Consider the following 18,551-nt stretch of genomic DNA (forward strand, 5'->3'; position numbering starts at 1 on the left):
GCCACAATTCCCGAGTTGCGCGATCGGGCCGGTGGTCGTCAGCACACGTAAATCGGGAAACGTGACCATACGGACAACAATCCCGACTTGCGCGACGCGCCGGGCGCGCGCAAGTCGGGATTTCTGGTCGCGCCCAAGAATCCCGAGTTACGCATCAGCATCTCCCCATCTCAGACGCGGCGGCAGAAGCTGGGCGAGAAGGACCGTGCGCGCCGCGCGAATGTTAGGATCGCCCAGCACCCGCCGGGCCCGTCGCCCGAAAGCCGGCGCCTCGTAGGGCGCGATGATGGAGAGCAGCTGGGCGAGAAGTACCGTGACCGCGTCGACGTCCCCCGCGTCCCGCTTGGTGAGGGGCAGATAGTGGATGTGGCAGAGCTCGTAGTCCCGCGCCCGGCGGCTGTCCTCCTCGAGCGCCCGTTCGCTCGTGTGGTCGCCGCCCTGGTGCTCGCAGGCGGTCTCGTACTGTGGCCAGTGGAAGTCGGGACGCATGCGCCCGTGGCTGACCAGACCGGCGACCCCGTCGGGCCAGTCGAGCGGGACGTTCTGGAGGGGACGCGCCAGATGGGCGCCCCCGAGGCGGGGAGGCAGGCAGAACACGCCGTACCAGCAGGTCTCCATCGTCGAGCCCGAGCCGTCGTTGGCATACGACGCCGCCATGCGCGCGAGCTCGACGCCGTGCAGACCCGTCGGCTCGTCGAGAAACGCCCTGAGCTCCTGGACGGACGAGACCGGCTCGATGTCGTGGGCGACGTCGCCCACGAGCGGCGCGCTGGGGTCGCGCGCATAGCGGCCGCAGAGCTCCATCGCAAATCCCGTGAGACGCACGAGCGCCGCATCACGTGACAGCTGGCCCCGCCCCACCGCTCGGCCGAGCGTCACCGCCGCGCTCAGCAGGGAGAGCGGTCCCGCCTCCACCAGCACGTGCGTGACCGTGCCCCCGCAGACACAGAGCGGGTCGCCGGCGGCGGTGAGCACCTCGAGATAGGCGTCGTCCGGCAGCCGCAGCAGTCCCGGGGAGGCGTGCACGCGCGAGCATCTGCTCCGGGCGGCGTCATCGTCAAAGCGCAGGTGAACGAGGCGCTGTGGGCTGGGCGAGAAGAGCTCTCCGGGCAGCGCGGCCCCGAGCGCGGCGGGATCGACCGCCCCGTCGCAGCCTCGCAGCACCTGCGCCGACGCCGGCGCAAGCATCAGATCGTCGCGACGTCGGGCGTAGCGAAGCATCCTCAGGGAGTCGTCGTGCGCCAGGCACAGTCTCTTCTCGTCCATGGCCCCTCCTCGTGGAAGAGCATGGCCGAGACCGCGTGCACCAATCTCTCACATGCCTCTCCGTCAGCTTGCCGCCAGCGTCCATCAGGCTGACGGCACCTCGCTGACCTGCGGCGGATAGCGGCGACAGAGAAGGCCACGGCACGGGACGCCCGCAGACGGGAGGCGTCGAATCCACACGGCGTCCACAGGCGCGGCTCTCGCGGCCACAATTCCCGAGTTGCGCGATCGGGCCGGTGGTCGTCAGCACACGTAAATCGGGAAACGTGACCATACGGACAACAATCCCGACCTGCGCGACGCACCGGGCGCGCGCAAGTCGGGATTTTCCACACATATGGGGGCGAGAAGAACCTCCCCGCGCGGCCCTACGCCAGGCGGGCGATGAGGGCCTCGAGGCGGTCGCAGGCCTCGTCAACCTGCTCGCGCGTGATCACGAGCGGCGGCAGGAAGCGCAGGACGGAGTCGCCGATGTGGTTGAGGACGAGGCCCTCGGCCAGGCCCTCCTCCACGACCTGCGCCGCGATCGGCACGTCGAGCTGGGCGCCGCGCATGAGGCCGTGGCCGCGCACCTCCTCCACGTGCTCCATCGCGGTGAGGCGGTGGCGCAGGTGGCGCCCGACGGAGAGCACGTGCTCGCCCGTCTCCCCGTCGACGAGCGTCCGGACGCAGGCGAGTCCCACCGCGCAGGCGAGCGGGTTGCCGCCGAAGGTGGAGCCGTGGTCGCCGGGCTGCATGAGGTCGGCCACCTCGGCACGTGCGGCGACCGCGCCCATCGGGAAGCCGGCCGCGATGCCCTTGGCCATGGCCACCACGTCGGGCTCGATCTCGGAGCGCTGGAAGCAGAAGGGCGAGCCGCAGCGGTAGAAGCCGGTCTGGACCTCGTCGCAGATCAGCAGGAGGCCCTTCTCGTTGCAGAGCTCGCGCACGTCGCGCAGGTAGTCGTAGTTGGCGTTCCACACGCCGCCCTCGCCCTGCACGCACTCGAGCATGACGGCGCAGATCCCGCCGCGCTCCACGCGCTCGCGCAGGGTGTAGATGTCGTTCAGCGGCACCGAGACGAAGCCCTCGGGCAGCGGCCGGAAGCTGCGGTGGAACTTGTCCTGGCCGGTCGCCGCGAGCGTGGCCAGCGTGCGGCCGTGGAAGCTCTTGCGGGCGGTCACGATGGTGCTCGCGCCGTCGAGGTGCGTCTCGCCCCAGCGGCGCGCCAGCTTGATGGCGCCCTCGTTGGCCTCCGCGCCGGAGTTGGCGAAGAAGGTCTTCCAGCGCGTGCCGGTGGAGCCCATCTCGTGGCCGCCCTCGTCGGTCGTGGTGGAGAGCAGCGACGAGAGCGCCGCCGCCAGCTCGCCGCGGCTCTCGGCGTAGAAGTAGTTGCCCGTCTGCCAGACGCGGCCCGCCTGCTCGCGCAGGGCCTCGACCACGGCCGGGTGGGCGTAGCCCAGGCTCGCGCAGCCGATGCCGCCGAGCAGGTCCAGGTACTCGCGGCCCGCAGCGTCCACGAGCACGGCGCCGTGCCCGCTCACGAACTCCACGGGCAGGCGGCCGTAGGTGTGCATCACAAAGGCGTCGTCGAGGTCCCGTTCCTCGGGAGCGACGGCGGAAAGCTGGTCGTTCTTCTCGTCTGCGGACATGGGTGCGTCTCCCTTCGCCTGGCGGCGCGCCGCGCGGGCGCGCGGCGGCTAGTCTCTGGTGAACATGGTACCGCAGCCGGCGTCCGTGAAGATCTCAAGAAGCAACGAGTGCGGGAAGGTGCCGTTCAGGATGACGACCTCGGAGACGCCCCCGTCGAGGGCCTCCGCGATCGAGCGGATCTTGGGCAGCATGCCGCCGTCGAGCGTGCCGGACTCCAGCAGCTCGTGGGTCTCGGCGCGCGTGAGCGTCTGGATGAGGGAGTCCTCGTCGCTCACGTCCGCGAGCAGGCCGTCCACGTCGGTGAGGTAGATGAGCTTGTCGGCCGCGAGCGCCTCGGCGATCTTGCCGGCCGCCACGTCGGCGTTGATGTTGAAGAAGCCGTCCGGCGCACAGCCCACCGTGGCCACCACGGGGATGTAGCCGTCTTCGAGGATGGTCTCGATGAGGCTCGGGTCCACCTCGCGGATGCGGCCCACGCGCCCGAGCTCGGGGTCGATGGGCTCGGCCTTGAGGGTCTTGCCGTCCGCGCCCGAGATGCCCACCGCGTTGTGGCCGTACTCGTTGAGGGCCCAGACCAGGTCCTGGTTGACCTTGCCCACGAGCACCTCGCGCACGGCCTCCATCGTGGCGTCGTCGGTCACGCGCAGACCGCCCTTGAACTGCACGGGCAGGCCCAGCGCCTTGACGTGCGCGCTGATGGCCTTGCCGCCGCCGTGGACGAGCACGATGCGGATGCCGAGCAGCTTGAGCATCTCGATGTCGGCCACCACCTGGCGGCAGAGCGCGGGGTCCTCCATCGCCGAGCCGCCGTACTTGATGACGAAGGTCTTGCCCGCCATCCGGTGGATCCACGGCAGGGCCTCGTTCAGCACGTCGACCTTCAGGGCCGCGGCGTCGCGCTGCTGCCGGTCACGCTGCTTCATGGTTGCTCCTTTGATTTGCTGGCGAGAAGAACGTGGGGTCGCAGCCGTCGGCCCGGGACGGGGAAGTCCCGCCGCGAGTTCTTGGTCCGCTCTTGGCCAAGCTGTTCGAGCGCCGGGGCTTCCCCGCCCCGGGCCGACGGTGGACGGCTACGTCCGGTAGTCGCCGTTGATCGTGACGTAGTCGTGGGTGAGGTCGCAGGTCCACACGCGGGTGGACGCCTCCCCCATGCCCAGGTCGACGGTGATCGTGACCTCCGGCGCCTCGAAGCGGCGGAGCATGTCGTCCTCGTCCATCGGCACCGTGAGGCCGGCGCGGCAGACCGGCACGCCGAGGAAGTCGATGTCCACGTGGCTCTGGTCGAAGGCGACGCCGCACTTGCCGGCCGCCATCGCCACGCGCCCCCAGTTGGCGTCGTGGCCGAAGATGGCCGTCTTCACGAGCGGCGAGTTGGCGATCGAGCGGGCCACGGCGTCCGCGTCGGCGTCCGTGGCGGCGCCGGTGACCGTGACGGTGACGAGCTTGGAGGCGCCCTCGCCGTCGGCGGCGATCTTGCGGGCCAGGTCCACGCACGCGGCGCGCACGGCGGCCGCCACGACCGGGTAGGCGGGGTGCGCGGGGTCGATCTTCTCGCCCCCGGCGGCGCCCGTGGCGAGCAGGATGCAGGTGTCGTTGGTGGAGGTGTCCGAGTCCACGGTCACCTTGTTGAAGCTCTCCCCCACCGCAGCGGCGAGGGCCGCGCGGGCGGCCTCGGCCGTGAGCGGGGCGTCGGTGGCGAGCACGGCGAGCATCGTGGCCATGTTGGGCTGGATCATGCCCGAGCCCTTGACGAAGCCGCCCACGTGGACGGTCACGGGGCCGTCGGCGACCTGCGGGACCGCGCCCGCGAGCGCGACCTCCTTGGCGACGGTGTCCGTGGTCATGACGGCGCAGGCGGCGTCGTGCGCGCCGGCCGCCGTGGGCGCGAGCGCGGCGGCCACGGCGGGCACGCCCGTCTCGTAGGGCTCCCACGGCAGCGGCACGCCGATCACGCCCGTGGAGCACACGAGCACGTCCTCGGCGTCGCAGCCGAGCTCGGCGGCCACGCGCTCGCAGGCGCGCTCGGCGCAGGCGAGGCCGGGACCCCCGGTCGCGGCGTTGGCGTTGCCGGAGTTGAGCACGACGGCGCGGGCGCGGGCGTTGGCCGCGTGGGCGCGGCTCACGGTGACGGGCGCGGCGCAGAAGCGGTTGGTGGTGAAGGTCGCGGCGGTCACGCAGGGCTCGTCGGCCGCGACGAGCGCGAGGTCGAGCCGGTTGGGGTTTCTGCGGAAGCCGGCCGAGACGCCGGCCGCGCGCACGCCGGCGGCGGCGCAGATGCCGCCCTCGCAGGGGACGAAGCCGCAGGCCTCGGGCGTATCGGGCGCCACGGGGACGGCGAGCGGGGATATGTTGGTCATGAGGTTCTTCTCCGTTGTGACGGCGGGGTCAGATGAGGGGCGCCGGGGCGAGAAGCCCCGCAGTCTCGGGGAGGCCCAGCACGACGTTGGCGCACTGGACGGCCTGGGCGGCCGCTCCCTTCCCGAGGTTGTCGATCGCGCAGGACGCGACGATCGTACGTCGTCGTCGGGCATCGAGCGCCACGCCCACCTGGGCGCGCGCGGTGGCGACGACGGAGGCCGTCGCGGGCATCTGACCGGCGGGCAGCGTCGTGACCAGAGGCTCGTCCGCAAAGAAGCGCTCGTAGGCGGCCTGGACGTCCTCGGCGGTCACGCCCGGCGCCGCCTCGAGGTAGACCGTGGAGAGGAGTCCCCGCGTGAGCGGCGCGAGGTGCGGCGTGAAGACGACGGACATCTCGCGGCCCGCCACCTCGGAGAGCGTCTGCTCGATCTCCGGCGTGTGGCGGTGCCTGGCCACGCCGTAGGCCTCCACGGACTCGTTGACGTGGCAGAAGTGGGTGCGCGCGGTGCAGCTGCGGCCGGCGCCGGAGACGCCAGAGATGGCGTCCACGATCACGAGGTCGCCGGTCACGAGGCCCGCCGCGAGCGCGGGGGCGGCGGCGAGCGCCGTCGCCGTGGGGTAGCAGCCCGGCACGGCCACGAGCACGGGGGTGCCGGCCGCGCGCCGGGCGGCGAGCGCGGCCACGCCGTCGCGGAAGAGCTCCGGCAGGCCGTAGACGGTCTGGGAGAGCAGCTCCGGGCTCGTGTGCGGCGTGGCGTACCAGGCCTCGTAGGTGGCGGGGTCGTGCAGGCGGTAGTCCGCGGAGAGGTCGATCACGGTGACGCCGCGCCCGAGCAGCTCCGGCGTGAGCGCCAGGCTCGCGGTGTGCGGCACGGCGAGAAACGCCACGTCGGCGGCAGCCGCGATGGCGTCCGGCTCCGGCAGCGAGAGCACGAGGTCGCAGGCGCCCGCGAGCGACGGGTACACGGCGTCGAGGCGCGTCCCCGCCTCCTTGCGGTCCGTGGCCATCGTGAGCTCGAGCGCGGGGTGGCCGAGCACGAGGCGGCACACCTCGACCCCGGCGTAGCCCGTCGCCCCCACGACGCATGCCCGAACGCGCTCCATCGTGTCTACCTCCCCCGTCGTGTCTGACACGCCGACAATGGCACGCGCCGCGACGCGCGTCAAGGCGGCGTCACCTGCTTGTCACATGCGGGTCGCCGCCCGAGGTCCCTCTCGCCCCGCCGGCCCTTCTCGCCCCACAAGGCGCACGTCGGCATTGCCAGAAATCCCGACTTACGCGCGCCACCGGGAGCCTGGAGGATCACGTAACTCGGATAATCTGTCCATTTGGACAAGACTCCCGACTTACGCGGGCCCATTCACAGCGGCGACATCGCGTAACTCAGAATTCTTGGCAGTGCCAGCACACCCTGACTTACGCGCGACATGCTCATGGAGGTGCGTTCCGGTCGGGACCATTGGGCGCAGGCGAGAAGAACGCACGGCGGACGGGCCTAGCGCAGGACGACGCCGGCGGCCACGCGCTCCACGGCCTCGTCGCCGAGGAAGTAGCGCACGATCTCCAGGCCAAAGGCCATCGCCGTGCCCGCGCCCTGGCTCGTGATCAGGTTGCCGTCCACGACGACCGGCGCGTCGGCCACGAGCTCTGCCCCGTGCTCGGCCAGCACGTGCTGGAAGCCGGGGTTGGACGTGGCGCGCCGGCCCTCGAGCAGGCCGAGCTCCGCCAGGATCGACGGCGCGGCGCAAATCGCGGCCAGTGGGCGGCCGGCGGCGGCGAACTCACGCAGCGCCGCGCAGAGCGGCTCGCAGGCGCGCAGGTTGGGCGTTCCGGGGATGCCGCCCGGCAGCACGAGCAGGTCGTAGTCGTCGAACGAGAAGCCCGGCTCCTCGATCGAGCGGTCGCACACGATCGTCACCTCGTGCGAGGACGTCACCTCGCGCTCGGGCGTGATGGCCACGGTGTCGCACGGGACGCCGGCGCGGAAGAGCAGGTCCACCACCGTGAGGCCCTCGATCTCCTCCAGCCCCGGGGCCACGAAGACGGCCACGCGCGCGTCGCTGGTCTGCTTGAACATGATGCCTCCCTATGACGAGGGCCCCGCCGGCGCGCGCCGACGGGGCCCGAAGCCGCAGTTGCGAGCGGACGGTTACTCCTCCTCGATGCCGGCGTTGATGGCCTCGGCGATGGCGGCCGGGTCGTCCGTGCCGTGGACGAGGTTCTTGAACTCGTCCTTCATGAGGAGGACAGCGGTCTTGGAGAGGAGCTTGATGTGGGTGGTGCCGGCCTCGCCGCCGGGGACGAGCAGGGCGATGGCCACGTCGACGGGCTTCTCGTCAAAGCTCGGCCACTCGAGCGGGGTGGCGTTCTTGACCACGATCACCGCGGCGTCCTTGATGTCGTCGGACTTGGCGTGCGGCACGGCAAAGCCGTCGGTCATGCCGGTCTCGCCCATGGCCTCGCGGGCCATGAAGGCGTCGTAGACGGCGTCAGCATTGTCGGTGACGCCGAACTCGGCGGCCTTGTCGGAGACGAAACGGAGCAGCGCCTCGCGCGACTCCAGGTTCTGGTTGACGAAAACGCTCTTCTCGCTGACGAACTGGCTCATGGTTCTCCTTCGCATCGGAACGGCAGGCCCGGGGCCTGGCGACTTCACGCACCTTATCATATCCCAGACGCGCGGCGAGCGGGACGAGAAGGGCGCCCGAAGCGCCGGGCGCGACGCTAGGCGGCGAGCAGGCCGGCCAGGCGCCAGCCCGCCCAGACGGCGAGCAGGCAGACGCCCACGTTGAGCACGACGTTGGCCGCCGCGCCGAGGAGCTGGCCACCCTCGATCATCTGCAGGGTCTCGTTGGAGAAGGTCGAGAACGTGGAGAGGCCGCCGCAGAGCCCGACCGTGAGCAGCAGGCGCAGGGGCTCGGACAGCGGGGACAGCGCGTGCGCTCCGCTCACGAGGCCGATCACCAGCCCGGCGAGCACGTTGGCCACGAAGGTCCCCACAGGTAGGCCGGGCAGGAGCGCCGAGAGCGCGATCCCCAGGCCCCAGCGTCCCGCGCTGCCCGCCGCCCCGCCGAGCGCCACGGCGAGAAGTTCCGTCATCCCGCATCCCTTTCTCTGAAGCCCGCGCCCCCCGGCCCTCGGGCGACGCGGCACGGTCCCTGCCGGCGAGTGGGCGCCCGCCCGGCGCCCCTAGCGCGCCGGGGGCGGCTCGATCCCCAGGTGGTCGAAGGCCGCGAGCGTGGCCTGGCGGCCCTGCGGCGTGCGCACGATGAGGCCGCGCTGCAGCAGGTACGGCTCGTAGACGTCCTCCAGCGTGGAGGGGTCCTCGGAGACCGCGCTCGCCACCGTGGTGAGGCCCACCGGGCGCCCCCGGAAGGTGGAGCAGAGCGCCGTGAGGATGCGCACGTCCATGGTGTCCAGGCCCAGGGCGTCGATCTCGAAGAACTCGAGCGCCTCGGCGGCGACCTCGGCGGTGATGGTCCCCTCGCGCTTGACCTGCGCGTAGTCGCGCACGCGCTTGAGCAGGCGGTTGGCCAGGCGCGGCGTGCCGCGCGAGCGCGAGGCGATCTCGGCCGCGCCCTCCTCGTCTATGCCCACGCCGAGGATGCGTGCCGAGCGGGTCACGATGACGGCGAGCTCGGCGGGGGTGTAGTAGTCCAGACGGTACGAGATGCCAAAGCGGTCGCGCAGGGGCCCGGTGAGAAGGCCCGTGCGCGTGGTGGCGCCCACGAGCGTGAAGCGCGGCACGTCGATCCTGATGGAACGCGCGGCCGGCCCCTTGCCGATGACGATGTCCAGGAAGAAGTCCTCCATCGCCGGGTAGAGGATCTCCTCGATCTGGTGGTTGAGACGGTGGATCTCGTCCACGAAGAGCACGTCGCCCGCCTCGAGGTTGGTGAGGATGGCGGCGAGGTCCCCGGCGCGCTCGATCGCGGGGCCGGAGGTGGTGTGCATCTTGGCGCCCATCTCGTTGGCGACGATGCCCGCGAGCGTGGTCTTGCCCAGGCCCGGCGGGCCCGAGAAGATCACGTGGTCGAGCGACTCCCCGCGGTCGCGCGCGGCCTGGATGAGCACGCGCAGGTTCTCGCGGACGCGCTCCTGCCCGATGTACTCGTCGAGCGAGCGCGGGCGCAGCGTGCGGTCCTGGTCCAGGTCGTCGGCCGTGAGCTCGCCGGTGACGTCGCGCGGCCCCGCCGCGCGGGCGGCCGGGGCGGGCGTGGCGAAGAGGTCCTTCTCGCTTGCCTCCCACATCAGCGACCACTCCCCAGGCGGCGCAGCGCGTAGGCGAGCACCTGCTCGATGGTGGCGGCGCCGGCCTCGTCATGCCCCTCGAGCGCGAGCTCCGCCTCCTGCGAGGTGAAGCCCATCGAGAGCAGGGCCTCGGTGGCGTCGGCCTCCACGCCTGCGGCGGGCGCGGCGGAAAGCGGCAGCGCCGCGTCCGGCTCGCTGAGCCCCACGAGGCCCCGGAGCTCGGCGTTTCTTGAGAAGACGTCGGAGAGCTCCACGAGCAGGCGGCTCGCCTTCTTGCGGCCTACGCCCGGCACCTGCGCCATGCGCGCGGCGTCCTGCGCGATCACGACCTGCGCGAGTACCGCCGGCGAGAACGTGGAGAGCACCGACAGCGCGAGCTTGGGGCCCACGCCGGAGATGGCGCGCAGCTGGTCGAAGAGGGCGCGCTCCTCGCGCGTGGCAAAGCCGTAGAGCTCCATCGCGTCCTCGCGCACGATCATGCGCGCCAGCACGGTGACGCCCGCCTCGCCCGCGTGCGGCAGCGCGGCGGCCGTGGTGGACGAGACGCCGAGCTCGTAGCCGACGCCGCCCACGTCGAGCACGACGCGGGACGGCGTCACCTCCACGAGCGTACCGGTCAGCTGGACAATCACGTGAGGACCCTCCTTGCCTCGCCCAGGCTCTTGGTGCGGGAGACGTTGGCGTGGCAGACCGCCGCGGCGAGGGCGTCCGCCGCGTGGTCGGGGCGCGGCTCGTGGTCGAGCGCGAGGACGCTCCTCACCATGTACGCCACCTGGTGCTTGTCCGCCGCCCCGGTGCCGACGACCGCCTGCTTGATCTGCATGGGCGTGTACTCCCCCACCGTGAGGCCGGCCGCCGAGCACGCCACGATCGCCGCGCCGCGCGCCTGCGCCGTGGCGATGGCTGACTTGGTGTTCTCGCCGAAGTAGATGCTCTCTATGGCGAGCTCGGTGGGGCCGTACTTCTCGATCACCTCGGCCAGCGTGCGGCAGATCCGACCGAGCCGCAGGTCGATGGGCTCGCGCGCCGTGGTGGTCACGCAGCCGTACGCCCGCGCGCGGCACGCGGTGCCCCGCGTCTCCACGACGCCCCAGCCCGTGTGGGCCAGGCCCGGGTCTATGCCGAGAATGACCATGCTCCCCCTGCCAGAATCAGAACGTCCGTTCTATGCTAGCACAAACGCGGGCGCGCGTCAGTTCTCGGAGAAGGGCCCGTTCCAGAGGCCGGGCGCCGGCGGGGTGCCGCCCTCGTGACGGCCGCCCTCCGGGCCGCGCCCACCCTCGAAGGCCGAGAAGGGCCCGCCGGCGGAGAAGTCGCGGAGGTAGCCCATGAGGTCGCGAATCTCCCCCTCCGGCGGCTCGGTTGCGGGGGCCGCCTCGTCGTCGGGCCCCGCCTCGCGCTCCCCCGAGCCGGCGCCGGGGGCGGAGACGAGCTCCTCGATGCGCGCGCCCAGCCGCTCGCCCTCGTCGCGCGGGCGGTCGCGCCAGGCGAGCCCCGCCGGCCAGCGCGCCTCCTCGAGCGTCCGCGATGAGAGGGTGGGACCGAGCGCGCGAGCGGGGCGCAGCGCGGCGAGGTCGTGCAGGCGGCCGACGATGGCGGAGACGGTCTCGGCGTGGCCGCGCTCGGCCACGAGGTCGGAGACCGAGAGCTCCCACTCGAGGTGGCCCGACAGCACGAGGTCCACAAAGCCGAGAAGGGTCTCCGGGGAGGCGAGGTCGGCGGCGTCGGGCCCGAGCGGCCCCAGCTCCGGCGCACGCACGCGGGCGAGCGCCCCCTGCGGGACGACCGGGGAGATGGTGTTGCGCGTCCGGGCGAGCGCGAGCAGGTCGGTGCGGTAGACGTCGGCGAACGGCTCGATGCGCGCGGCGCTCGCCGAGGCGACGGGGGCCTCGAGGGCGCGGCCGGTCTTGTCGCGCGAGCCGAGCGGGACCCGGCCGGTGCGGCGCGCGAGCGCGGCGAGGGCGAGCTCGACGAGGTCGCGCGCGGAGGCCGCGTCGGGGGCGCCCGAGAGGTCGACGAGCTCCACGTCCTTCTCGGCAAGGCGCAGGGCGCGCACGAGGGCGAGCGCGTCGGAGCCCCGCCCGTCCGCCGCCACGACGGCGCTCACGTTGGTGGGCCCGAGCGCGTCCACGGCGAGCACGGCGGAAAGCATGCTCGCGAGGTCGTCGGTCACGGCGACGCAGGCGCCGATCGAGCCCGCCTCGCGCACGAGCGCCGCGAGCCCCATGCCGAGCGCGCCCCACGTCATGAGCGGCGCGTCGTAGACCTCGGGCGTCACGGGGTCGACCAGCGGGCCCTCTGCCGAGGGGTCGAGGTCGCAGACGAGCAGGTCCTCCTCGAAGGAGGGCGAGCTCGCGGCGAGCTCCCCCCAGGGCGCGAGCACGAAGCTCGACCCGCAGAAGACCTGCGTGTCGTAGCAGCCGAGCGAGCCCACGCCCACGATCCAGGCGCCGGTCGCCTCCGCGTCGGCGGGAAAGCGTCCCTCGGTGAGCGAGGAGCCGAGCGCGCTCGACGGATCGTCGACGGCGTACCCGTAGCCGGAGAGGAACACGATCACGTCGACGTCGTAGTCGTAGTCGTCGTAGACGTCGAGGTCGTCGTAGGTGAAGGCGACGCCGAGCCGCGCGCCCCGGAAGGCGACCTCCGGCAGGGCGTCGAGCGGCTCCTCGCCCTCGTCGCCGGCGGCCAGGGCGTCCATGCGCGCCGCGAGGCGCACGGGGCGGAGCTCCCCCTCGTCGATCAGCAGCGCCTCGGGCTGCGGCTCGGGGTCGGTGTCCACGAGCATGGGCACCAGGCACGGGCACGCCAGTTCGTCGACCAGGTGCAGCAAGCACTCCATGAGGTCGAGCAGGAACCCCTCGCGATCCGCGCGCTGGACGGACGTGACGCCGCAGAGCGCCGCCATCGGAAAGACCAGCAGGTCGACGCCCTCGTCCGCCGCGCGTCGCGAGCGCTCCACCATCCGGCGCGCCGTCTCGGCGAAGTCGCCCGCCCTCGTCTCCATCTGCGCGATCGCGATTCTCATGTGCTCCCCTCTCGTCCCTCTCACCCCATTGTGGCACAGCCGCGCCACACGAGAAGGGCCCCGTCGCCGGGGCCCGTCGGACCGATTGCGCGCCGCGCGCTACGCGCCGACCTCCGCCTTCCAGAGCCCGTGCAGGTTGCAGTAGGCGTAGACCGTGCCGCCCGCGGAGTCGCAGGCGCCGAACTTGACGGACGGCGCGTCGCCGGGCGCCAGGTGCTTGAGGCAGAGCTTGCCGTCCGTGGCGAGGGCGACCCACTCGATGGAGTGCTCCTCGGTCATGGGGTGGGCCACCGCGCCCACGGAGACGACGATGTGGTTGCCGTCGCGCGTGACGACGGGCACGTGCTTCTCGGCGGCGGCGTCGACGGAGCCGGCCACGAGCAGCTCCATCGGCTCGCCGCAGCAGCTGGGGGTGACGCCCCCGTCCTTCACGACGGCCACGATGTTGCCGCAGTGGGCGCAGCGGTAGAACTTGACCTCGGCCATGGCGGGTCCTCTCTCACGTGTCGGGCGCCCGATGCGCCCGCTGCCCTTCTCGTACCCGCCCGTGCGCGCCGCTAAGCCGAGAAGGACGGGCGGAGTGGCCCGCCCCCCGCTACAACGCCTTCTTTCGCACGGTCTTGAGGACGTTTCTCCTGAACGTCCCCCACGAGCCAAAGAAGCGACGGTCGGTCGCCGTCTCCTCGTGCGCCTGGTACTTGAGGGCCGTCAGCTCGACCGCGCAGGCGTAGTCGGCGGCCTGGGAGAGCCGATACTCCGACGGCGTCGCCGAGCGGAACACCACGGCCTCTCGCGCGAGCGCGTACTCCAGCGCGTCATGGAGCGCCTGGGTCACCGCGTGCTGGCCGCCGTCGTAGTAGACCTTCACCCGATCGAATCGCTGCAGGTAGTCGAGGTTGTCAAAGAGGAAGTTGACCACGTCGCGGCGCATCCGCTCCGACAGGCGCGCCGCGCTCGCGAACTCGCGCTTGCGATACGAGAAGGTCTTGTAGCGGATGGGGAGATATCGAAACAGCACGCGAAACGCAGCGAGGAGACGCGCCCGGTCGTCCACGTCCATGCGAGCATATCCGTCATGTCCGTTTATCAAAGGTGACGCGTGGAACGGCACGTCGGGAAGACCACGGGCAGAGAGGCCCCGCTCATAATGGGAGACGCTATTCGACAAGGGGGCGTCCTGCTCATGAAACACCAGCGTGAGCAGATAGTAGTCGGAGTCGAGCCCGTCGGCACCGGACTCGTCCACGAAGATGCTCACCTCGCGCATCTCTCGTCCCCTCTCCATACAAAAAATGCCGGGGGAAACGCCCCCGGCGCTTGGAAGACCCCGAGGGGCCCACTTCTCTTATACCACAGGCGGCGCGGCGCTATGCGCGCTCGCGGACTCGCCCTGCGTCACGAGGACCTTGCCCTGACGGCAATGGGTATACTTGCCCCGAGGAGGAAGCGTGCCCAACCTGGGAAACATACAGCGCGCCGTAAGAAGAATCGCGGCCGAGCATGGCCTCGACAAGGTCACGCTGTTCGGAAGCTATGCCCGAGGCAAGGCTCGGGAGGGCTCGGACGTCGACCTCGTCGTGGAGGCGTCGCGCCCGCTCGGCTTTGCGCGCGGTGCCATCTACCGGGAGCTCGAGGAGGCGCTCGGCTGTCCCGTCGACGTCATCTTTGGCGAGAGGAGCCTCTACCCGTTCGTCCGCCCCGCCGTGGCCTCCGAGGGCGTGGTGCTCTATGAGGCCTGAGCGCGAGGTGCCCGAGAACGCCAAGGCCTTCATCATCCAGGAGGTCGTCCGCACCTATCCCTGGGCTAACGTGGGCAAGTTGCGCAGCAAGGTCACCCCGGAGCGCGGCCTGTAAGAAACTGTCGACTTGGCACGAATCGGTGGGCCGGATCGCACAAAGGAGCCGACTTGGCACGCCGCATGGCGGTGCTGAGAGGCGCGACCTGCGGTTCTTCTCGCCCACCTGCAAAAAGGGCCGATTTGGCAGGCGATTTCGTACCAAGTCGGCTCCTTTATGCATGCGCGGCTCCGGCTCCGTGCCAAGTCGGGACTTTTTGACGCGCGCGGGCGGACGCCGCCGCCCTACGCCACGAGGACCTTGCCCTGACGGCCCACGAGGTCGGTCATCTCGGCGAGAAGGACCATGTTGCGCGCGTCGATTCGGCAGGGCAGCTCCATGCGCATGACGTCGCCGGAGGTCGCCTCCACGCGCAGCTCCACGTGATCGAGGCCGGGGTAGCGCCCGAGCACCTCGCCGAGGCTGTCCATATAGGGGCGCGTGAGCAGCGCCGCCGGGATGTTCACCTCGAGGACCTTGGGGCGGTTGCTCTTCTCGTCCAGCACGAGCGGCTCCACCGACATGCAGATGATCTGGTTGCCGCGGTCTGAGCGCTCGAGCTTGCCCTCCACCTTCACGAAGACGTCGCCAGCGCTCTCGCCGGTCTCCTCGTCCACCTGGCCGGCGAGCGTGGCGGCGCACTTCTTGTAGAGCTTGGGGAAGACGACGAGCGTGACCTCGCCCTCCATGTCCTCGAGCGTGACGATGGCCATGGAGTCGCCGTTCTTGGTGGTCTTCTTCTGCACGGCCGAGATCATGCCGGCGAGGCGGATGACCTTGCCCTCGGGCACCTTGAAGCGCTCGTGCACGGCGCCCGACGCGTCGGTGTGCTCCTCGGCGACCTCGATGTCGGCGATCGTGTAGTCGCGGTTCTTGGCGAGCGCGTACTCGTAGGGGCGCAGCGGGTGGTCGGAGACGTAGAGGCCGAGCACCTCGTGCTCCTTGGCGAGCTTGACCGAGCGGTCCCACTCCACGCCGTCGGGCTCGGGGACCTGTTCCTCGAAGCCGGAGCCCTCCACGTCGCCGAAGAGGTCGAAGAGCGAGATCTGCCCGCTCGCGCGGACCTTCTGGCGGCGCGTGGCCGCGTCGATGATGTTCTCGGGGTTGGTCTTGTCCACGAAGCGCATGAGCTGCATGCGGGTGTAGCCCGTGGAGTCGAACGCGCCCGAGCAGATCAGCGCCTCGACCACGCGGCGGTTGGCCTGGCTCGTGTCCATGCGGTCGACGAAGTCGTGGAGGCTCTTGAAGGGGCCGTTTTTCTCGCGCTCCTCCATGATGGCCTCGCCCACGCCCTCGCCCACGCCGCGGATGCCGGCGAAGCCGAAGCGCACGCCCTCCGGGACGGCCGTGAAGTCGCGGCCGGACTCGTTGATGTCGGGCGGCAGGATGGCTACGCCCTCGTGGCGGTAGGCCGTGACGTAGTGGACGATCTTGTCGGTCTTGCCCATGTAGGAGGTCAGGACCGAGGCCATGTACTCCTTGGGGTAGTGGGCCTTGAGCCAGGCCGTCTGCATGACCAGGATGGCGTAGCCCGCGGAGTGGGACTTGTTGAAGGCGTAGGACGCGAACTCCAGGACGTCGTCCCAGATGCGCTGGGCGATCTCCTTCTTGTAGCCGTTGGTGACGGCGCCGTTCATCCAGTGGTCGTAGGTGGTCTCGTCCTTGCCGTCGTCCCAGTGGAAGACCGTCGAGGTGAGGAGCTTGATCTTCTTCTTGGCCACCGGCTTTCTGATGCGGCTGTCCGACTCGCCGGCCGAAAATCCCGACATCTTCATCGAGATCTTCATGACCTGCTCCTGGTAGACCATCGTGCCGTAGGTCTCGCCCAGGATGTCGTCCAGGCGCGGGTCGTAGGAGACGGCCTCCTCGCGGCCGTTCATGCGGTTGATGTAGCTCGTGACCATGCCGGCGCCGAGCGGGCCCGGGCGGTAGAGGGCGATAAGGGCCACGACCTGCTTGTACTCGGTGGGCCGCATGTTCTTGATCGTGGAGGTCATGCCGGCGGACTCGATCTGGAAGACGCCCGCCGTGCGGCCCTCGCGCATGAGCTTGTAGATCTCCGGGTCGTCGAAGGGGATCTCGTCGACGTTGATGTCGATGCCGTGGTTGGCCTTGATGTTGGCGAGCGCCTTGGAGATGACCGTGAGGGTGCGCAGGCCCAGGAAGTCCATCTTGAGCAGGCCCATATCCGCGACCGAGTGGCCCTCGTACTGGGTGATCTCCACGCCGCCCTTGGTGTCAACCTTGGTGGGCACGTGGTCGTTCACCGGCGTGGGGGTGATGAGCACCGCGCAGGCGTGGACGCCCTCGCCGCGGTGCAGGCCCTCGATCGAGAGCGCGGCGTCGATGATGCGGCGCATGTCCGCGTCGTCGTTGTAGGCCGCCTCGAAGTCGGGCGAGTACTGGTCGGGGTGCTTCTCGGACTTGTGCAGGGCGTTCGCGAGCGTGAGCTTGGGGTCGTTGGTGAGCATCTTGGAGAGCTTCTGGCCCTGCCAGACGGGAAAGCCCAGCACGCGCGCGGCGTCGTTGATGGCCTGCTTGGCCTTGATCGTGGAGTAGGTGATGACGTGGCAGACGCGCTCGGGGCCGTAGAGCTGACGGACGTGCTCCACGACCTCGAGGCGACGCTCGTCGTCGAAGTCCATGTCGATATCGGGCATCTCGGAGCGCTGCGGGGAGAGGAAGCGCTCGAACATGAGGCCGTTGTCGAGCGGGTCGAAGGTCGTGATGTCCATCGCGTAGGCCACGATGGCGCCGGCGGCCGAGCCTCGGCCGGGCCCCACGCCGATGCCGTTGCGCTTGGCCCAGCGCACGTACTCCTGCACGATCAGGAAGTAGTCCGCGAAGCCCTTCTCGCAGATGACCTTGTACTCGTACTCGAAGCGCTCGCGCACGTTCTCGCCGCCCACGGTGAGCGTGCGCCAGTCGGGGCCGTAGCGGCGCGCCAGGCCTTCCTCGCACTCCTTGCGGAAGCGCTCCTCCGAGGTCTCGCCGGGCTCGAGGTCCGGGAACTTGGGCAGGTACATGTGCGACCAGTCGAGCTCGTAGGAGCACTTGGCCGCGACCTCGAGCGTGTTGTCTATGACCTCGGGCGCCCACGAGAAGAGCTCGCGCATCTCCTCCTCGCTCTTGATGTAGAACTCGGTGCCGGTCATGCGCTTGCGGTTCTCGTCGTCCAGGCGCGAGGCGGTGCCGATGCAGGAGAGGACGTCCTGGGTGGGCGCGTCCTCGCGCGTGAGGTAGTGGTTGTCGTTGGTGGCGATGACCTTGATGCCGAGCTCGGCGCCCAGGCGCACGATCTGCTCGGAGAGCGTGCGGTCGGTGAAGCCGCCCCAGTTGGGGTCCGCGAGGCCGTGGTCCTGCACCTCGAGGTAGAAGTCCTCGCCAAAGATCTCCTTATAGGTGAGGGCCCAGCGGCGCGCCTCGTCCGGGCGGCCCTCGAAGTACATGCGCGGGATGATGCCCGAGACGCACGCCGACGTGCAGATGATGCCCTCGTGGTAGCGGCGCAGCATGTCGAGCGTGGTGCGCGGGTAGTAGTAGAACATCTCGCCGGAGGCCGCCTCGCTCATCATCTTCATGAGGTTGACGTAGCCGGTCTCGTTCTTGGCGAGAAGGATCAGGTGGTAGCGGTGCTGCCGGGTGCCCTTCTCGATGCAGTCGTCCGTGATGAAGTAGGCCTCGCAGCCAAAGATCGGCTTGATGAGCAGGGAGGGGCGGTTGGCGCGCACGGCGTCCAGGTCGTGGGTGCGGTTCCAGACCTCGACGTCGGAGGCCCACTGCGCGTGGACGCGGTCGTGCGGGGCGGCGTCTGCGGCGTCGGGCGCGGGCTCCTCGAGCTCCCAGCCCTTCTGGAAGCACTCGACGTCGTGGCGCCACTGGCCCATGTCCTTCTGGGCGTCGTTGTACTTGCGGCACTCCATGTCAAAGTCCGGGATGCCGAACATGTAGCCGTGGTCGGTGAGGGCGAGCGCCGGCATGCCGAGGTCGACGGCGCGCTTGACCATGTCCGAGACGCGGGTGGCCGCGTCGAGGATCGAGAAGTCCGAGTGGTTGTGCAGATGGACGAATGCCATGGGGCGAAGCTCCCGTCAGTCTGGTGAGAGGTTCCCGTTGGTTTGCTGCGACAAGCATAGCCGACCGGCCGGACAAAGACGCGCCGCGCGACAGGCCCCCGAGCTG

Annotated in this window: 17 protein-coding genes; 2 read left to right on the forward strand and 15 right to left on the reverse strand. The window is 70.5% G+C overall.

Going from position 1 to position 18,551, the window contains the following annotated elements; all coding sequences use genetic code 11:
- Positions 1-147: 147 nt before the first annotated feature.
- The 14 genes from H6A07_RS05470 to H6A07_RS05535 form a co-directional block, all read right to left on the reverse strand.
- On the reverse strand, positions 148-1,266 hold the full coding sequence (locus H6A07_RS05470) for a hypothetical protein (protein ID WP_204813930.1): 1,119 nt from the start codon (positions 1,264-1,266) through the stop codon (positions 148-150).
- Between the two features lie 368 nt (positions 1,267-1,634).
- Entirely contained in the window at positions 1,635-2,897 is a 1,263-nt protein-coding gene (locus tag H6A07_RS05475) for an acetylornithine/succinylornithine family transaminase (protein ID WP_239471099.1), read from the reverse strand.
- A 48-nt stretch (positions 2,898-2,945) separates the two neighbouring features.
- Entirely contained in the window at positions 2,946-3,821 is an 876-nt protein-coding gene (gene argB, locus H6A07_RS05480) for an acetylglutamate kinase (RefSeq protein ID WP_204813931.1), read from the reverse strand.
- Positions 3,822-3,968: 147 nt separating this feature from the next.
- Positions 3,969-5,255, reverse strand: coding sequence for a bifunctional glutamate N-acetyltransferase/amino-acid acetyltransferase ArgJ (gene argJ, locus H6A07_RS05485; protein ID WP_204813932.1), 1,287 nt, complete (start codon positions 5,253-5,255; stop codon positions 3,969-3,971).
- 28 nt (positions 5,256-5,283) lie between these two features.
- Entirely contained in the window at positions 5,284-6,360 is a 1,077-nt protein-coding gene (gene argC, locus H6A07_RS05490; RefSeq protein ID WP_204813933.1) for an N-acetyl-gamma-glutamyl-phosphate reductase, read from the reverse strand.
- Positions 6,361-6,752: 392 nt separating this feature from the next.
- Positions 6,753-7,334, reverse strand: a complete 582-nt coding sequence (locus tag H6A07_RS05495; RefSeq protein ID WP_204813934.1) for a DJ-1 family glyoxalase III — start codon at positions 7,332-7,334, stop codon at positions 6,753-6,755.
- Positions 7,335-7,406: 72 nt separating this feature from the next.
- Positions 7,407-7,865, reverse strand: a complete 459-nt coding sequence (locus H6A07_RS05500; protein WP_204813935.1) for a PTS sugar transporter subunit IIA — start codon at positions 7,863-7,865, stop codon at positions 7,407-7,409.
- Positions 7,866-7,981: 116 nt separating this feature from the next.
- Complete coding sequence (crcB, locus tag H6A07_RS05505; protein WP_204813936.1) at positions 7,982-8,356, reverse strand: fluoride efflux transporter CrcB; 375 nt, start codon at positions 8,354-8,356, stop codon at positions 7,982-7,984.
- 90 nt (positions 8,357-8,446) lie between these two features.
- Positions 8,447-9,508, reverse strand: a complete 1,062-nt coding sequence (ruvB, locus tag H6A07_RS05510; protein ID WP_204813937.1) for a Holliday junction branch migration DNA helicase RuvB — start codon at positions 9,506-9,508, stop codon at positions 8,447-8,449.
- Positions 9,508-10,140, reverse strand: coding sequence for a Holliday junction branch migration protein RuvA (ruvA, locus tag H6A07_RS05515; RefSeq protein ID WP_204813938.1), 633 nt, complete (start codon positions 10,138-10,140; stop codon positions 9,508-9,510). The genes ruvB and ruvA overlap by 1 nt, the downstream gene beginning before the upstream one ends.
- Complete coding sequence (gene ruvC / locus H6A07_RS05520) at positions 10,137-10,643, reverse strand: crossover junction endodeoxyribonuclease RuvC (protein ID WP_204813939.1); 507 nt, start codon at positions 10,641-10,643, stop codon at positions 10,137-10,139. Before ruvC ends, ruvA begins: the two co-directional genes overlap by 4 nt.
- Before the next feature lie 57 nt (positions 10,644-10,700).
- Positions 10,701-12,533, reverse strand: coding sequence for a nitrilase-related carbon-nitrogen hydrolase (locus H6A07_RS05525; RefSeq protein WP_204813940.1), 1,833 nt, complete (start codon positions 12,531-12,533; stop codon positions 10,701-10,703).
- A 99-nt stretch (positions 12,534-12,632) separates the two neighbouring features.
- Positions 12,633-13,019, reverse strand: a complete 387-nt coding sequence (locus H6A07_RS05530) for a desulfoferrodoxin family protein (protein ID WP_204813941.1) — start codon at positions 13,017-13,019, stop codon at positions 12,633-12,635.
- Positions 13,020-13,128: 109 nt separating this feature from the next.
- Positions 13,129-13,800 carry a DUF3800 domain-containing protein gene (locus tag H6A07_RS05535; protein ID WP_204813942.1) on the reverse strand — a complete coding sequence of 224 codons (672 nt, stop codon included), beginning with the start codon at positions 13,798-13,800 and terminating at the stop codon, positions 13,129-13,131.
- Positions 13,801-13,981: 181 nt separating this feature from the next.
- On the opposite strand from H6A07_RS05535, the gene H6A07_RS05540 reads away from it, so the two are divergent.
- Positions 13,982-14,272, forward strand: a complete 291-nt coding sequence (locus H6A07_RS05540; RefSeq protein WP_204813943.1) for a nucleotidyltransferase domain-containing protein — start codon at positions 13,982-13,984, stop codon at positions 14,270-14,272.
- Entirely contained in the window at positions 14,262-14,387 is a 126-nt protein-coding gene (locus H6A07_RS10320; protein WP_275100610.1) for a hypothetical protein, read from the forward strand. Before H6A07_RS05540 ends, H6A07_RS10320 begins: the two co-directional genes overlap by 11 nt.
- A gap of 227 nt (positions 14,388-14,614) precedes the next feature.
- On the opposite strand, the gene dnaE is transcribed toward H6A07_RS10320, so the two are convergent.
- Positions 14,615-18,445 (reverse strand): DNA polymerase III subunit alpha, encoded by a 3,831-nt coding sequence (gene dnaE, locus H6A07_RS05545; protein ID WP_204813944.1) that lies wholly within the window; start codon positions 18,443-18,445, stop codon positions 14,615-14,617.
- Positions 18,446-18,551: the final 106 nt, after the last annotated feature.

This window comes from Olsenella uli (assembly GCF_016899935.1).
Taxonomy (GTDB): Bacteria; Actinomycetota; Coriobacteriia; order Coriobacteriales; family Atopobiaceae; genus Thermophilibacter; species Thermophilibacter uli_B.

Excerpts from the sequence above, each read along its gene's own strand:
- H6A07_RS05470 (WP_204813930.1), bottom strand. The coding sequence starts at position 1,266 with ATGGACGAGAAGAGACTGTGCCTGGCGCACGACGACTCCCTGAGGATG.
- H6A07_RS05475 (WP_239471099.1), bottom strand. The coding sequence starts at position 2,897 with ATGTCCGCAGACGAGAAGAACGACCAGCTTTCCGCCGTCGCTCCCGAG.
- argB (WP_204813931.1), bottom strand. The coding sequence starts at position 3,821 with ATGAAGCAGCGTGACCGGCAGCAGCGCGACGCCGCGGCCCTGAAGGTC.
- argJ (WP_204813932.1), bottom strand. The coding sequence starts at position 5,255 with ATGACCAACATATCCCCGCTCGCCGTCCCCGTGGCGCCCGATACGCCC.
- argC (WP_204813933.1), bottom strand. The coding sequence starts at position 6,360 with ATGGAGCGCGTTCGGGCATGCGTCGTGGGGGCGACGGGCTACGCCGGG.
- H6A07_RS05495 (WP_204813934.1), bottom strand. The coding sequence starts at position 7,334 with ATGTTCAAGCAGACCAGCGACGCGCGCGTGGCCGTCTTCGTGGCCCCG.
- H6A07_RS05500 (WP_204813935.1), bottom strand. The coding sequence starts at position 7,865 with ATGAGCCAGTTCGTCAGCGAGAAGAGCGTTTTCGTCAACCAGAACCTG.
- crcB (WP_204813936.1), bottom strand. The coding sequence starts at position 8,356 with ATGACGGAACTTCTCGCCGTGGCGCTCGGCGGGGCGGCGGGCAGCGCG.
- ruvB (WP_204813937.1), bottom strand. The coding sequence starts at position 9,508 with ATGTGGGAGGCAAGCGAGAAGGACCTCTTCGCCACGCCCGCCCCGGCC.
- ruvC (WP_204813939.1), bottom strand. The coding sequence starts at position 10,643 with ATGGTCATTCTCGGCATAGACCCGGGCCTGGCCCACACGGGCTGGGGC.
- H6A07_RS05525 (WP_204813940.1), bottom strand. The coding sequence starts at position 12,533 with ATGAGAATCGCGATCGCGCAGATGGAGACGAGGGCGGGCGACTTCGCC.
- H6A07_RS05530 (WP_204813941.1), bottom strand. The coding sequence starts at position 13,019 with ATGGCCGAGGTCAAGTTCTACCGCTGCGCCCACTGCGGCAACATCGTG.
- H6A07_RS05535 (WP_204813942.1), bottom strand. The coding sequence starts at position 13,800 with ATGCGCGAGGTGAGCATCTTCGTGGACGAGTCCGGTGCCGACGGGCTC.
- H6A07_RS10320 (WP_275100610.1), top strand. The coding sequence starts at position 14,262 with ATGAGGCCTGAGCGCGAGGTGCCCGAGAACGCCAAGGCCTTCATCATC.
- dnaE (WP_204813944.1), bottom strand. The coding sequence starts at position 18,445 with ATGGCATTCGTCCATCTGCACAACCACTCGGACTTCTCGATCCTCGAC.